General features: G+C 72.7%; 13 protein-coding genes and 1 pseudogene. 8 read left to right on the top strand and 6 right to left on the bottom strand.

All coding sequences use genetic code 11. From position 1 onward, the window contains the following. Positions 1–97 precede the first annotated feature (97 nt). Positions 98–748: a MerR family transcriptional regulator gene (locus tag DSC45_RS02935; RefSeq protein WP_162929099.1), complete on the bottom strand. Its 651-nt coding sequence runs from the start codon at positions 746–748 to the stop codon at positions 98–100. A 381-nt stretch (positions 749–1,129) separates the two neighbouring features. Here DSC45_RS02935 and DSC45_RS02930 point away from each other — a divergent pair, with 381 nt between their 5' ends. From DSC45_RS02930 to DSC45_RS35600, 3 genes are all read left to right on the top strand, one after another. Further along, entirely contained in the window at positions 1,130–2,137 is a 1,008-nt protein-coding gene (locus DSC45_RS02930) for a hypothetical protein (protein WP_240434350.1), read from the top strand. Further along, positions 2,134–2,598 (top strand): ABA4-like family protein, encoded by a 465-nt coding sequence (locus DSC45_RS02925; protein WP_119286664.1) that lies wholly within the window; start codon positions 2,134–2,136, stop codon positions 2,596–2,598. Before DSC45_RS02930 ends, DSC45_RS02925 begins: the two co-directional genes overlap by 4 nt. A gap of 358 nt (positions 2,599–2,956) precedes the next feature. Beyond that, positions 2,957–3,127, top strand: a complete 171-nt coding sequence (locus DSC45_RS35600; RefSeq protein ID WP_162929070.1) for a hypothetical protein — start codon at positions 2,957–2,959, stop codon at positions 3,125–3,127. A 122-nt stretch (positions 3,128–3,249) separates the two neighbouring features. Here the strand turns inward: DSC45_RS35600 and DSC45_RS02915 are convergent, their stop codons facing one another. Then, positions 3,250–3,714, bottom strand: coding sequence for a GNAT family N-acetyltransferase (locus DSC45_RS02915; protein ID WP_119286880.1), 465 nt, complete (start codon positions 3,712–3,714; stop codon positions 3,250–3,252). A 343-nt stretch (positions 3,715–4,057) separates the two neighbouring features. On the opposite strand from DSC45_RS02915, the gene DSC45_RS02910 reads away from it, so the two are divergent. Continuing rightward, complete coding sequence (locus DSC45_RS02910) at positions 4,058–5,788, top strand: protein kinase domain-containing protein (protein WP_119286660.1); 1,731 nt, start codon at positions 4,058–4,060, stop codon at positions 5,786–5,788. Between the two features lie 114 nt (positions 5,789–5,902). Here DSC45_RS02910 and DSC45_RS02905 read toward each other — a convergent pair whose 3' ends face one another. Continuing rightward, positions 5,903–6,391 carry a DoxX family protein gene (locus DSC45_RS02905; RefSeq protein WP_119286658.1) on the bottom strand — a complete coding sequence of 163 codons (489 nt, stop codon included), beginning with the start codon at positions 6,389–6,391 and terminating at the stop codon, positions 5,903–5,905. A 153-nt stretch (positions 6,392–6,544) separates the two neighbouring features. Here DSC45_RS02905 and DSC45_RS02900 point away from each other — a divergent pair, with 153 nt between their 5' ends. The 4 genes and pseudogenes from DSC45_RS02900 (at position 6,545) to DSC45_RS02890 (ending at position 10,953) form a co-directional block, all read left to right on the top strand. Next, entirely contained in the window at positions 6,545–7,579 is a 1,035-nt protein-coding gene (locus DSC45_RS02900; protein ID WP_119286657.1) for an Lrp/AsnC family transcriptional regulator, read from the top strand. Between the two features lie 37 nt (positions 7,580–7,616). Beyond that, positions 7,617–8,141: pseudogene (locus DSC45_RS35595) on the top strand (hypothetical protein); the annotation flags it as partial. A 573-nt stretch (positions 8,142–8,714) separates the two neighbouring features. After that, a complete protein-coding gene (locus DSC45_RS02895) occupies positions 8,715–10,190 on the top strand; it encodes a WD40 repeat domain-containing protein (protein ID WP_240434348.1) in 1,476 nt (491 codons plus the stop codon). A 106-nt stretch (positions 10,191–10,296) separates the two neighbouring features. After that, complete coding sequence (locus tag DSC45_RS02890) at positions 10,297–10,953, top strand: DUF4333 domain-containing protein (RefSeq protein ID WP_119286655.1); 657 nt, start codon at positions 10,297–10,299, stop codon at positions 10,951–10,953. A 45-nt stretch (positions 10,954–10,998) separates the two neighbouring features. Here the strand turns inward: DSC45_RS02890 and DSC45_RS02885 are convergent, their stop codons facing one another. From DSC45_RS02885 to DSC45_RS36045, 3 genes are all read right to left on the bottom strand, one after another. Beyond that, the gene (locus tag DSC45_RS02885; RefSeq protein WP_119286876.1) at positions 10,999–12,243 is read right to left on the bottom strand and encodes a PQQ-binding-like beta-propeller repeat protein; all 1,245 of its coding nucleotides are present in this window, start codon (positions 12,241–12,243) and stop codon (positions 10,999–11,001) included. A gap of 305 nt (positions 12,244–12,548) precedes the next feature. Further along, positions 12,549–12,803: a hypothetical protein gene (locus DSC45_RS02880; RefSeq protein WP_119286653.1), complete on the bottom strand. Its 255-nt coding sequence runs from the start codon at positions 12,801–12,803 to the stop codon at positions 12,549–12,551. A gap of 10 nt (positions 12,804–12,813) precedes the next feature. Then, a complete protein-coding gene (locus tag DSC45_RS36045) occupies positions 12,814–13,662 on the bottom strand; it encodes a hypothetical protein (protein WP_205571223.1) in 849 nt (282 codons plus the stop codon). Positions 13,663–13,669: the final 7 nt, after the last annotated feature.

The following is a 13,669-nucleotide window of genomic DNA, read 5'->3' as shown; positions in this document are numbered from 1 at the left end:
TTGATTAGAAGGGGAAGGGTTCTCGGGTCCTGTGCATGCCCGTGACCCGTCCCCTCGTCCCGGGCGCCGCCCGCCGGCGGGGCCGGCACCTCCACCGTCATCCGCCCGCGCGGTCCCCCGCAGGCTCTCCGTACACCCGCGCAGAGGCATCCACATGGGCAAGCCTGCGCAGCGCGCCGAACACCGCCTCGCCGAGGACGGTCGCGATGACCGCGCTCTCCACGATGTTCTCCACGTCCGTGTGCGCGTCGACGTACGCGAGGTCCGCGCCCGCCACCCGCACCGCGGCATCCGCATAGGTGTCGAGCGCACCGACGAAGGCCCCGTGCCCCAGCCGGTCCATGGCCGCGAGGGCCCTGGACAGCTCGGCCACGGCGGGGGTCGACTCGTGCACGCGCCACCCGCGCTTGGCGATGAAGTCCGCGACCACGGCATCCGCGGCCTCCGCCTCGGCGTCGTTCTGCCCGGCACCGGCGGAACCGAGGCCGTCCGTGGCGGCACCGAGCACCTTGTGCACCGGGCGGTTGCCGTCGTCGATGACCTGCAGCACGTCCGAAATCTCCGACACCTTCATGCCGCCGACGTCGAGCAGGGCACGGATCAGCCTCAGGCGCCGCTCGTGCGGCTCGCCGTAACTGGCCTGGTTCGGGCGGGTCAGTTCGCCCGACGGCAGCATCCCCTCGCGGACGTAGTACTTGATCGTCGGGACCGGCACTCCGGTCCTCCGGCTCAACTCCCCGATACGCATGGCCGGTTCACTCCGCTTCTCACTTCTTCGACTGCTCCTGGCCGCGCTTCGGCCCGTGCTTCGACGGTACTTCGGCGGCATTTCGGCGCCGGCCCTTGCCGATCGCCGCATCCATCATAGATAGTGGCGCTATCGGATAGCAGATAGTTCCGCTATCCATTTCGTGCAGCGATGCGGAAGGGGACAGGTGCGCCCGCACCTGCATGTCCCATCCCTTGCCATCCCCCCCCCTTCCGACTCGTCGGATCCGTCCGACTCGTTCGATCCATCCACTCCGCGGGAGGACCCATGGGTGACATGCGTACACGTGCGTTACGGCCAAGTCGATCGAGACTGGCGAGCAAGTCGGTCCATGCCTGGCGGTCGTGGCATCGGCCGCTGATGCTGTTCGCCGCGGCCATGGCGGTGACCGCGGTGGGGTCCGCCGTGGGGCTGGCCGTCGACGACCGGGTCCTGGCCGGCGCACCGATCTGGGCGAAGCCGTTCAAGTTCGCCGTCTCGTTCGTCGCCTACGGCCTGTCCCTGGCCTGGATCCTGTCGTTGCTGCCGCGCGGCCGGCGCGCGGGCTGGTGGGCCGGGACCGTCGTCGCCTCCGCGAGCCTGGTCGAGATGGTGCTCATCATCGCCCAGGCCGCGCGCGGCCGCCGCAGCCACTTCAACTACGCGACACCGTTCGACGAGGCCGTGTTCAACGCGATGGGGGGCACGGTCGTCGCCCTCTGGGCCGGCACGGTCGTCGTCGCCGTCCTGCTGCTCCGCGCCCGCATCGCGGACCGCGCCTCCGCCTGGGCCATGCGCTGCGGCATCGTCCTGGCCCTGACGGGTGCCGGGGTCGGGTTCTTGATGACGCGCCCCGCGCCGGGCCAGCAGCGCGGGGTCACCGACGTGGTCGGCGCACACAACGTGGGCGTGCCGGACGGCGGTCCCTCGATGCCGTTGACCGGCTGGTCGACCGTCGGCGGCGATCTGCGCATCCCGCACTTCTTCGGTATGCACGCACTCCAACTCCTGCCGTTCGTAGTCCTGTTGATGGCCGCCTTGGCGCCGCGGTTCGCACGGCTCGCGGACGAACGGGTGCGGGTGCGCCTGGTGTTGATCGCCTCCTGCGTGTACGCGGGCCTGTTCGCCCTCGTCCTCTGGCAGGCGCTGCGCGGACAACCGCTGCTCCGGCCGGACGGGGCGACCCTTGCGGCGCTCGGCGCGATCGTGGTGGTGGCGGCCGCAGGGGTGTACGGGGTTCTGCGGTCCCCCGGGCATGCGCCCGCACGGACCACGACTACCGCACGGCCCCCGATCCCGACCCCGACGGCGTTGTCTCCGGTCGGCCCGACTCACTTGTCAGACAAGGCAGATGACGCACGCGATGCGTCGAAGGTGGAGACATCATGACCGAGTTCCTGTTCGAGCTCTCCTTCTGGATGGCCGCGCCCGTCTGGCTGCTCATGATCTTCGCGCCCGGCTGGGGTCCGACCGTCCGTATCGCCGCGTCACCGCTGACCGTGGTGCCCCTGCTGCTGCTCTGCTACCTGGCGCCGGCGATCCAGGCGTTCCCGGAGCTCTGGACCGCGGTCGGCGATCCCGACCTCGGCACCTTCCGCGAACTGACCGCGCTCGCGGACGGCGCGAGCGCCATCTGGGCACAGATCATCGCCTGGGACCTGCTCGTCGGGCAGTGGATGTACCGGGAGGCCAGGCGGCTGGGGCTCTCCGCACTGGTCATGGGACCGCTCCTGGTCCTCACGATTCTGCTCTCGCCGATCGGACTGCTGCTGTTTCTCGGAGTGCGCGCCGCTGCCGGACGCCGCTCCGCCGCCACGGCCGACGTGCCCACGACCGAAGCGGCACGATGACCCCGGAACCCCGCCGACGGGTGACCCCGGAACCAGGCCGAAGGCCACGGCCCGCAGTCCACTCCGGCGCACCCGACGCGTTCACCGAACGGATGCGGCTGCACGCGGCCGCGACCGGACAGCGGCGCGCGGAGCTGCACATCCCCGGCCTGCTCGTCGGCACGGGAGTCCGTTTCGTCCGGGCTCCTGCACATCGACCAGGGTCACCCGCACGTCCTCGCGCCGCCCGACGCGTGCGGCGAGCTGCATGACCGCCGCCATACCCGCGTGACCACCGCCCAGGATCACGATCCGCTGGATGCGAACGCCGTCGTCGTCCTGACCGGGGCGCCGGGCGCCTGCCGTGTGCCGTCCACTCATGGTTCCGCCTCGCTCCTCGTACGGATGGGAGTACGCCCACGAGATGCGGCGGGCCCCGCCGTACGTCGGCTGGGTGCCCGCGGTCGACGCGGACGCACGGACCGTACGGACCGCACGGACCGATGACGAGCGGGTGCTCATGTACGACACGGCACCTCGCGCGACATAGCGGCCGGGCCCGGGTGGGTCCGGAGGCGGGCGCCTGACCGGCCGCGCCGTGGCCGCGCGCGAGCCCCGACCGCGGCCATCTGTCGCGGTAGCCGGACCCGGCCGCTCACCCGTGTCGCAGGCTCAGGCCACGCGTCGCTCGAGCACCTGGCCCGGCCAAGTGCCCACGTGGAAGCGGTTGGTGGACAGGAAGCCGTTGCGTTCGTAGTAGGCGACAAGTTCGCCGTCGCCTCCCGCCCAGCAGTCGACGCGCAGCAGGTCCACGCCGGCCCGCCGGGTCTCCTCGGCGGCGTGGACGAGGAGGGCCGCGCCGATGCCGCGACCGGCGTACCGGCGGTCGGTGATCAACAGGCGTACGTAGCGCTCGGGTTCGGCGGCCGCGGGGATCGCCGGCACCTTCGGGTTGGGGCCGGTGTCGAGGACGAGGGCGCCCACGGGGGTGCCGTCGAGCTCGGCGATGAACGGTTCGTTGTCGCTGAAGTAGCCCTCGACGCGCGCTGCCCCGCCGCCCGTCTGCGAGTACGGCACCGTGCCCCACTGCTCGGTGTTTCCGCGGGCGTTCATCCAGGCCACGGCGCCGTCGAGCATGTCGAGTACACGGGGGGCGTCCTGCGGGGTTCCGGGCCTGATGCGGAGCGAGGCTGGGCGGTTCCGGGGCTGCTGCGTGCTGTCGTTCACGCCGGAATCCTACGTCGATGGGGTGGTAGGCCCGGTGCCCGGAGGCCGACGACAGACATCGACGCCCACCCCGAGCGAGTCCCGCCACACAAGGGGGCGAATGCGCCAACTAGCGTTTTCACAGGTGGAGTTGAGACACCGTCACCTCGTGGGCGCGTAGCGCGCGCCCCGGACGGGAAACCTCCGTCCGGTACGGAACCGCCCGCCGGAGCCCGGGCGTCCGTGCCCACGACGGGATCAAGGGGGCGATGTCGTGTCTGAACCGTTCGACCCGGGCTGGTTCGCCATGAGTGGCGAGCTTCGCCGACTGGGTCCGTACCGACTGCTCGGTCAGCTCGCCACCGGCGGCATGGGCGAGATCTACCTCGGCCGGGACCCCGCGTCCCGCCGGATCGCCGCGCTCAAGACCGTGCTCGCTCCGGGCGGAGTCAGTACGGAGGCACGGAACCGGTTCGCCCGCGAGGTGACCCTCGCCCGGCGCGTGACCAGCAGATACACCGCGCGGATCATCGACTCCGACACCGGCGCGGAACGGCCCTGGATGGCCATGGAATACGTGCCGGCACCGTCGCTCGAGGCGCTGGTCGTGCAGCGCGGCGCGCTGGCGGACGAGCAGGCGCTGCGGCGGATCGGCGCCGGTGTGGTGCGCGCCCTGAAGGACCTGCACGGCAAGAGCATCGTGCACCGTGACATCAAGCCGCTGAACATCCTGCTGACGGCCGAGGGACCGAAGGTCATCGACTTCGGCATCTCGCACAGCAGCGACCTGACCAGCACCCGGCTCACCCTGGGCACGATCGCGTTCGCAGCACCCGAGCAGGCCGAGGGCGAGCCCAGCACCTCGGCCTCGGACATCTACGCACTCGGCATCACCTTGTACTACGTGGCCTGCGGCCGGCTGCCGTACCCGGACACCCAGGAGCCGCTGCAGCAGCTCAACCATGTGCGGCGCGGCGCCACCGATCTGACGGGCCTGCCCGCGGGTCTGACCGGCCTGATCACCGACTGCCTCGAGCTACGGCCCGAGCGCCGTCCGACGGCGGACCAGTTGATCCGCCGCTTCGGATCGGGCGAGACGGGTGCGCTGCCCGCGGGCTGGTCGGCACTGATCGCCCGGCACGCCGAGGAGGGCGCACGACTGCAGCGGGCCGCCGACGAGTCGGAGGCCGAGACGGTCACCCGCGGCTGGACCGGGGACGGTCCGGGGCACACGCGGCGGGCGACGCGCGATGGGGCGGGGGCCGGAGCGGGTGCGGGTGGTGCCCGTGGCGGTTCGGGACGTCCTGGTGGGGGCGGTGGGGGACCCTCGCGGCCTCGTACGGGTGGCGGGCCCGGTGGCTCGACCGGCCGCGGCCGCCCCGGTGGTCCCGCCGGGCCGACGTCGGCCTGGACCCCCGGCGGGGTCGCTGCCGCGGCGGTCGCCGCGGTCGTCGGTGCCGTTCTCCTCGCCTCGGCGCTGTCCAACGGCTCGGACGACTCCGGAGGCTCCAACTCCCAGGCAGGCGGATCCACTTCGACTCCGACGTACATCGACGACGACCCGACGTACTCCCCCGGCGAGCGCCCCACCTACACACGGCCGACGAACACCGGCCGCTCCGATCCCGACCTGTCGGAGGCCGACGACGACCCGGAGCCGACGCGCACCCGGACGTACCGCAGCCCGACGCCCGCGCGGCCCACCTACCGGCCTCCGCCGCCGACGTACTACGGCGCGATCGCCGTGAGCGGCGAGGGCAGCATCGGCAGGGCGTGGGACTACAAGTCCCGCAGCGCCGCCGAGCAGGCGGCGATGAACAACTGCAGCGGCAGTACGTGCAAGATCCTCGCGTCGTTCAACAACGGCTGCGGCGCCGTGGTCCACAACTCCGCCACGCGCCGCTACAGCGGCGGCTACGGCGACAGCCGCGGGGAGGCGCAGCGGGCCGCGATGAACCGTGCGGGCGCCGGGCGGTACATCACCTCCGCCTGCACCACCCGCTGACCCGGCGGGCGAGGACGACGGGTGCCGCCCAGGCGCACCGGCCCAGGTGTGCTGTCCGGAGAGTCCTGCACGGCGGCACGCACGGTGTCCGGCACGCACGGTGTCCGGCACGTCCTAACGGGCGAGCGGCACCCGCGCCGACAAACCGGGCTCGCCCGCGGCCCGACGGTGCTTGATCAGTACGGTCAGCGTGGCGGCGAGGAAGATGATCTGGGTGACGGTGCGCGGGCCCAGTTCGTCGTACCAGGGGACGTCGCCGCCGGATGCGAGGTGGACGTTGGCCGGGAACACGGCGAGGAGCAGCAGGCTGAGTCCGCCGGCTGCGAGCCGGGCGCTCGGCGACCACAACAGGCCTGCGGCGCCGAGGAGTTCGGCGATCCCGGAGAGGGTGACGAGCAGCCCGGGTGCGGGCAGCACGGACGGCACCATCGCGACAAGTTCCTCGCGCATGCCGACGAAGTGCGCGACGCCGGTGAGGACGAACATGGCCGCGAGCCCGCCGCGCAGGGCGGCCACCGGCCGGCCGTGCAGCCGGGTGACTCCGAGGCGGCCGGCGAGCAGCAGCAGGGCGGTCACAGCAACGAGGGTGATCAGCGGTTCCATGGGTGCGTCTCCTGATCGGCCGGCCGGGCGGAGCGGTCGCTCCGGGCCCTCGGCGACTTTCGCGGACCGTGCTCCTCAGCGTCCCGCCGACGGCCCGGGCGGGCGTTGTACAGTCACCGGGAATGCCGCGATCCGACATCGAAGAGGTGCATCATGGCGCGATCCGTCACCCTTGATGACCTGGACCGGCGTCTCGTCCACGCCTTGCAGATCGACGGCCGCGCCCCGTTCAGCCGGATCGCCGCGGTCCTCGGCGTACCGGAGCGGACGGTCGCGCGCCGCTACCACCGTCTGCGGTCGGCTCTGGTCGTGCGGGTCGCGGGCCTGGTCGACAGTGCGCGGATCGGTATGGCCGACTGGTTCGTACGGGTCGACTGCGCGCCCGATGCGACGGAGGCGCTGACCTCCGTACTGGCCCAGCGGGACGACACGTCGTGGATCGCACCGCTGGCGGGCGGAAGCGGCCTCGTGTGCATGGTCCGCACGCCCGCGCCGGGGCAGGCGGTGGGCGGTCGGGACGGGGGCCGGCCGTTCTTCGAGCAGCTCACCAGGACGCCGGGGGTGCGGAACGTCCAGGCGGGTTGCGTACTGCGGCCGGTCGCCGGGGTCGGCGGCTGGTCCGGCCGTACGAGCGCACTCGGTGCGGGCGAGCAGGCGCGGTTGCGCGCGGCGGAGGAGTCAGCGGCCGGCGAGGCGGGCGGCCCCCTCGGCTGGAGCGATGCCGATGCGCGCCTCGCAGGCGAACTGGCCCGCGACGGCCGGGCCGACATCCGGTACCTGGCCGACGCCACCGGCTGGTCGACCTCCACCACGCGCCGCCGTATCGCCCGCCTGCGGGCCACCGGCGTCCTGCACTTCGAAGTGGACGTGGACCCCGCGCACTTCGGCGCTCCGGTCGAGGCGCTGCTGTGGCTGGACGTGGCACCCGGCGCGCTCACCGCGGTGACCGAGGCGCTGGCGCAGCACGCCACGGTCGCCTTCGCCGCCGCCGTCACGGGCCCGGCGGCCGTCTTCGCCATGCTGCAGTGCCGCGACGCCGCCGCCCTCTACGACTACCTGTCCCAGGACCTCGGCGCCCTGCCCGGCATCACCCGCGCCGAGACGGCCCTCATACAGCGCCGCACCAAACGCGCGGGGGCGGTGCTCCTTCCGGAGAAGCGCAACTCGCCGTCCACCAGCGGTTCTTGACCACTCAGCGACTCCACGGGACAGCACCGGACGGCCCGTGTGCTCAACTCGCCGTTCGCGTCAGCTCGTAGGGCGCGGCGTCCGCGTCCGCCGCCCCCTCGGGGCCCCCGCCGGCCTCCGCACACCCAGCCGGCCGGCGCAGCGACGCCGCGCCAGGAGCCGCGTTCAGGTCTGGTCGCGCCGCCCGTCGAGGAGCCGCACGTGCGGGTGCTCGCCCTGCTCGACTCGTCGGCCGAGACCACACCGGCGGTCGTACTCGGACGGCGCGCGGCGCGGCGACGTCCTGGCCTGGAACGTCGCCGGGCACGCCCGCACGGCTGGCCGTCTCCCCTTCGACGCCCCGAGCGATACGGAGCGACGGCCTTCGGTGCCGCGGATGTTCTTCCTCGCACCGCTGACCCGTGAGCTGTTCCGCAACGGGGACCGGCTCGACGAGATCCATGTCGGTCGTCTGCGGCTGACGGCGGGACGCTGTCCGGACGACGCGAAGCCGGCCACGTCGATCGGTGAACTCACCATGGGCAGCCAGGAGTTCGCGTCCCTCCGAGCGAGGGGCGACGTCGCCGACTGCACGACCGCCGCGATGCACATCCAGCATCCGGCGGCCGGCGGCCGGCGCACTGAGCGTCACGTATCAGGTGCGGCTCCAGCCGGACAGCCCCGACCACCGCCTCGAGATCTACACGCCGAACGATCCCGGCTCCGCGCAGGCCATGCTCGCTACCGGCAAGTAGTGACGGGTACTCATATGTGCCCGCAGCAAGCTCAGTTGAGTACTTCGAGCGAGAGGAGTACAGGCAGGTGGCAGGGGGTGTCTGGGCCCGCGGGCCCAAATGTGGAGGTGTTGGGGCCTATTTGCGGAGGGAAGCGTTCTACGGCGTGGGTGGGGCGTGTTGAGTGGCTGCGGCGCCGGTGGAAGGTACCGCCACCCTCCGCCGGCGCTGCTGAGGTCACACCCCCTCTGCCCGCCCTCGGCCCGCGGCCCGCCTCCGACCAGGCGGGCATGCGCGCGGTGAGGGCCGCGGTCGCCCGCCCACCCCTGGGTGACCGTGAACCCCGGCCGGTGAGAGCCGCCGACCGGTCACCGCGACCCGGCCGATCCGCGGCGCAGTCCCCTGCCCCGAGGAGCACGTGCATGACCACGCCCGGACCCCCGCCCCCGTGGGGTGCCCGCGACCAGGAGGACCACCTCCCCGCCGCACATCGGCCCAAGACGCCCGTCGGGTGGTATGTGCCGGACGGCGAGGACACCCGGGCCGCCGACCGTGACACCTGGACCGGCACCGACACGGCCCAGCCGCCCCCGCACTCCGCCGATCCGGCCCCCACGCCCGAGCGAGGACGGCCGGCCCTGCCGGTGTCCGCGCCCGCACCGTACGCAAGGCCGTCGGCACCCGCCCTGCCGTCCCGGCCCGCCCTCCTCGCTCTGCCGTCGCCGCGCAGCCTCCCCGGCCCGGACGCGTCGAGGACTCCCCCGGTGGAGCCCGGACCTCACCCCACGCCGCGTCGACACCGGCTGCCCGGCCCCGGCGGCAGCCTGCCCACGGGGTTGAGTACGGACCGCGCCCCGGCCCCACTGTGGGAGGTCGCGGTCGACGACGTGCCGGTGTCGGTGAGCGCCCGCGGCGATCTGGTGGCCGTCGCCACCGCCGGAGGCACGGTCAGTGTCCTGGCCGCTGCCACCGGCGACACCCTCGACTCCCTGAGCCTTCCTGGCGGCGCCCTGCAGGTCGAACTCTCGCCGGACGCCGAGGACTTGATGGCCACGGGGCCCATGGGCCACGCGCTGTGGAACAGGAGAACGGGACGGTCGGACCCGTATGCCGGTGTCACCTCCGCCGACGCCGCCTGGTCGGCGGACGGTGCACAGGTCGCGATCGCCTCGGGCCACCGCGTGCTCGTACTGGACGCGCAGGGCCGGGAGTTGTGGCGTACCGACGACTCCGGCTCGCCCGTCACCGGCGTCGCCTGGATGCCGCAGGGACGCCTGGCGGTGGCCGCCTCCGGGCGCGTACGTACGCACGAGGCCGATTCGGGGCACCCGGTCGGCACGTACGTGTGCGACGGACAGGAGCTCGCGCTCGCCGTCGCACCCAACGGGAAGTGGGTGTGCGCCGGCGACGCGGACGCCGCGGTCCACGTCTGGCGCACCCTCGGTGGCAGCAGCATGACGGTGCGCGGCTATCCGGAGCAGGTGTCCCGGCTCGCGTTCGACGAGACGGGGTACTGGCTGGCCACGGACGGCGCCCCGGACGTCACCGTCTGGGACTTCTCACGCAACGGCCCCACGGGGGCACCTCGCCGGCTGCGCTGTCACCGCACGGTCACCGCGCTGGCCTGGCGCCCCGGCACCGACGGCCACCTGGCCAGCGGCGGGCGGGACGGCACGGTGGCGCTCTGGTACGCGACCAGCGGCCAGGCCCGCTCGTATCTGAGCCCGGCCCGGCTCCTGGACCCGGGACCGGACGCCGACCCGGACGGGGCGAGCGACGGTCCGTACGGCGCCGCCGAGGTGACCGCCCTGGCCTGGGCCGGCCCGCGGCGCCTGGTGACGGCCCGCCGCCACGGCCGTCTCCGCGCCCACGAGTTGCCGGCCAGGGCCGCGTTGTAGCGGGGCGCGGGCCGCCGAGTCGCGCCGCCCACCCGCAACCTGCCGCAGGGAACGCGGTGGTAGGTTCCGGATCAGGTACATGGCACGAGCATTCTCAGGGGGACCGATGCAGAAGTCAGCGCGGAGCCGGGGCCTCGGCCGGATCGCGGCCGGGGTGGCGGGTGGAGCGCTGGCGGCGCTGTTCGCCGCGGGCTGTTCATTCAGTGCCGGCGGCGCGGAGTCGGTGGACAAGGACGAGGTCGCCGAGCAGGCGGCCTCCGCCCTCGGCAAGAAGGTCGGCGGGAATCCCGACGTCACCTGCCCGAAGGACCTCAAGGCCGAGAAGGGCGAGACCGTACGCTGCGAACTGACCTCCGGCAGCCAGAAGTTCGGCGTGACGGTCACCGCGGCGTCGGTCGACGGCGACAAGGTCAAGATGGACTTCAAGGTCGACGACACCCCGGCCGCCGGCGGCGAGGACTCACCGGCACCTTCCGATCCCGCGCAGCCCACCGACACCCCGAGCGCCGGGACCGGTGGCGACGGGCAGTCCGTGAACCGGGCGGAGGTCGCCCGCCAGGGCAAGGCCGCCCTGGCCGCGCAGACGGGCGAGCAGCCGGACGCCTTCTCCTGCCCCCAGGACCTCCCGGCCAAGGTGAACGCCACCATCCGCTGCCAACTCTCCGCAGAGGGAAAGCAGTACGGAGTGACGGTCACCGCGACGTCGGTCGTCAACGGCAAGGTCAAGATGAACTTCAAGGTCGACGGCACACCGGCCGGCTGACGCACGGCCCCTGGGTCTGTCCGGCGGACAGACCCAGGCACCCGGTCACACCGGCAGGGCGTGCAGCTTCTTGCCGTGCAGGGCGTAGACCCGCTTGCGGTCGCCGGCCACCAGCCATGCATGGTGGTCACGGGTGTTGTCGTTGAACCTCCACAGCAGGTCGCCCGTCTTCGCGTCCATCGCGACGATGCCGCCCGCCTTGTCGATGTCGGTGGCGCCGTAGAGGACACCGCCCGCGGCGACGTAGTGCCGGGGCACCTGCACCTTCGCCTCGTAGAGGGCCTTGGACTCCCAGATCTTCTTGCCCGTCGCCGGCTCGAGGGCGCGCATGGTCCGACCGCTGTCGCCGACGTAGAGCACACCGTCGATGACGGCCGGCTCCTTGAAGAGGCTGAAGGTGTCCGCGGACTTGATGGACCACTTCTCCTTGCCGTCGGCCAGGTCGTAGGCCAGCAGCTTGGCGCCCTGCGGGATGATCACGAGGTTCTCGTGGATGGCGAAGAAGCCGTAGTTCGTCTTCGTCGTCTTGTGCGTCCACACCTGCTGACCGGTGGCCGTGTCGCGCACCGTGAGGTTCTTCTTGAAGTCGGTGTAGACGAGGTGGCGGCCCTGGACGGCGGCGTGCAGGCCGTTCTGCATGGTGCCGAGGTCGCGCTGTTCGTTCCAGGCCGGTTTGCCCGTACGGCTGTCGAGCGCGGCGATCACGTTGGTGTGCGAGGAGCCGTCCTTCTCGAGGATCTCGGCGACGACGTACACCTGCTTGTCGTCCACGGCGATCGGCCTCGGCTGCCGGTAGCGCTTGCCCAGGTGGCTGCGCCAGGTCTCCTTGCCGGTGGCCGGGTCGTAGCCGGCGACAGTGCCGTCGTACTTGGCGCTGGCCAGGTACAGGGTGCCCTTGCCGATGAGCATGGGCGCACCCGGGACGGCGCCGTCCGGCAGTGTCCAGCTCTTCTTGCCGGTCTCGCCGTCGAGGGCGGCGAGCGGCGAGCCGCTCGCGATGACCACGCCGCCCGCGGCCACGAGTTCGTCCTGGTCGCCGTACGTCTGCGCGCTGGTGGTCCTCGTCCACACCGGCTCGGGGGCCTGGCCCTTCTTGCCGCCGCCGGCCGGCTTGTCACCGCCGCCGCCGGGCTTGCCGCCGCCCTCGCCGCCGCCGGTGCCCGCGCCCGCCGCGTCGTCCTCGCGGCAGCCGGTCGCCCCTGCGGTCAGGACGGCCAGCGTGAGACCGCCTCCGGCCAGCCGCAGTACGCGTCGCCGGGACGTGGTGCCGCCCGTCGCGCTGTCTCGCATGGCCATCTCGCCGTACCCCCGTGAAGTCGTCCGGTTTCGTTCGATGTCGTCCGCGGCCGCCCGAAGCGGTCGACGCGGAATCCCGAGCGGGCCGGCGCGGCACTCCTGCACGCGCGCCCTCACCCGCAACCAGGAACGCTAACGGGTACCGCCCGCCACGAACGACCCCACCTCCCAACCGGGACAACGCCGTGAACCAACCGAGACATGGGCTTCGCCTATGCCCCGATACGCCCGCTGTCGGCCCGGTGATCACCGTCATCACCGTCATCACCGGTTCAGCCGGTGACGTCACCGATACGTCGTCACCGATACGTCGTCGCCGCCGGCCTCGTGACGTCCGAGCCGTACAGCCGGAGCCGGGCCTCCTCGTCCGAGAGCCGTCCGATGCGGATCCCGAAGAGCCACGTGGGGCCGAGGAACAGGCTGTTGGCGCCCGCGAGATCGAGGGCCAGGCACTTCGGCCAGTTCCCTGCCGACGTTTCGTACGCGCGGGCTTCCAGACACCGCAGCCGTTCGAATCCGTCTCCGAAGAACCGCTCGCCCCACGAGGCGACCACCACTTCGTCCTCAGGCGTCGAGGAAACCGTGCGGCGGCTTCCGCGGTCGCCGCGCCCGCCGGTACTCCGCGGGCGAGGCCACTCCCGGCGCCTCTCCCCCGATCGTCAGATCGTTGAACTCCTTGTCCAGGGCGGCGAGTTGGCGCGTCAGCAGGTCCAGCTCCGGGCCCGGCAGCTCGACCGCGTCGAGGGCGTCGCGGGCACGGAGGTCTTCGGCGTAGAGGTCGCGGCGGTACGTACCGTCCGGAGGCCAGTCCGCGGACATCCGGCGGATCAGGCGCTCCCAGAGCATCAGGGACTCGCGCGCGCGGTTGGCGGCGCTACCGGCAGGCAGCGTGCCGTCCGGGTCGACCTGGGCACGGAAGGTGTCCGTGGCCGGGGTGTCCAGCAGGACCGCCCGCAGCCGCTCCGGCAGCGGTTCCACGGGAGTGCCCGGCAGTCCGTCGACCGGCGCCTGCGACGCAGTCACCCGCCACGGCTCGTCCGCGTCGTCCGGCTCGACGACCCGCACCCAGGTCACCGCGCCGTCCGGCTCGACCGCGTCGTGGTCGACCTGGCCGACCGCGTAGAGCACGGTGGCACCGGCGTACCGCGCGAGCCGCGCCGCCGCCTCCGGCAGACCGGGCGGCGCGGGCACGGCGTCCTGGACGTACACGTCCAGGGCGAGCCGCACATCACCCCGCAGCCGCCGGTACTCGCACAGCACGGACGCGGACCAGTTCCGCCCGGCGCCATCGTCCTCCGCGTCCGCCTCCGCGACATCCACGTCCGCGACCGGCACCCGGAACACCTCGGCCAACAGCCGGGCCGGGTCGTCCGGTTCAGACGCCCCGGCCACGAGCAATCCGTAAGCGCTCACGTGCGAC

Source organism: Streptomyces sp. YIM 130001, from assembly GCF_003574445.1.
Taxonomy (GTDB): Bacteria; Actinomycetota; Actinomycetes; order Streptomycetales; family Streptomycetaceae; genus Streptomyces.
This window is presented reverse-complemented; position numbering and strand designations above follow the sequence as displayed.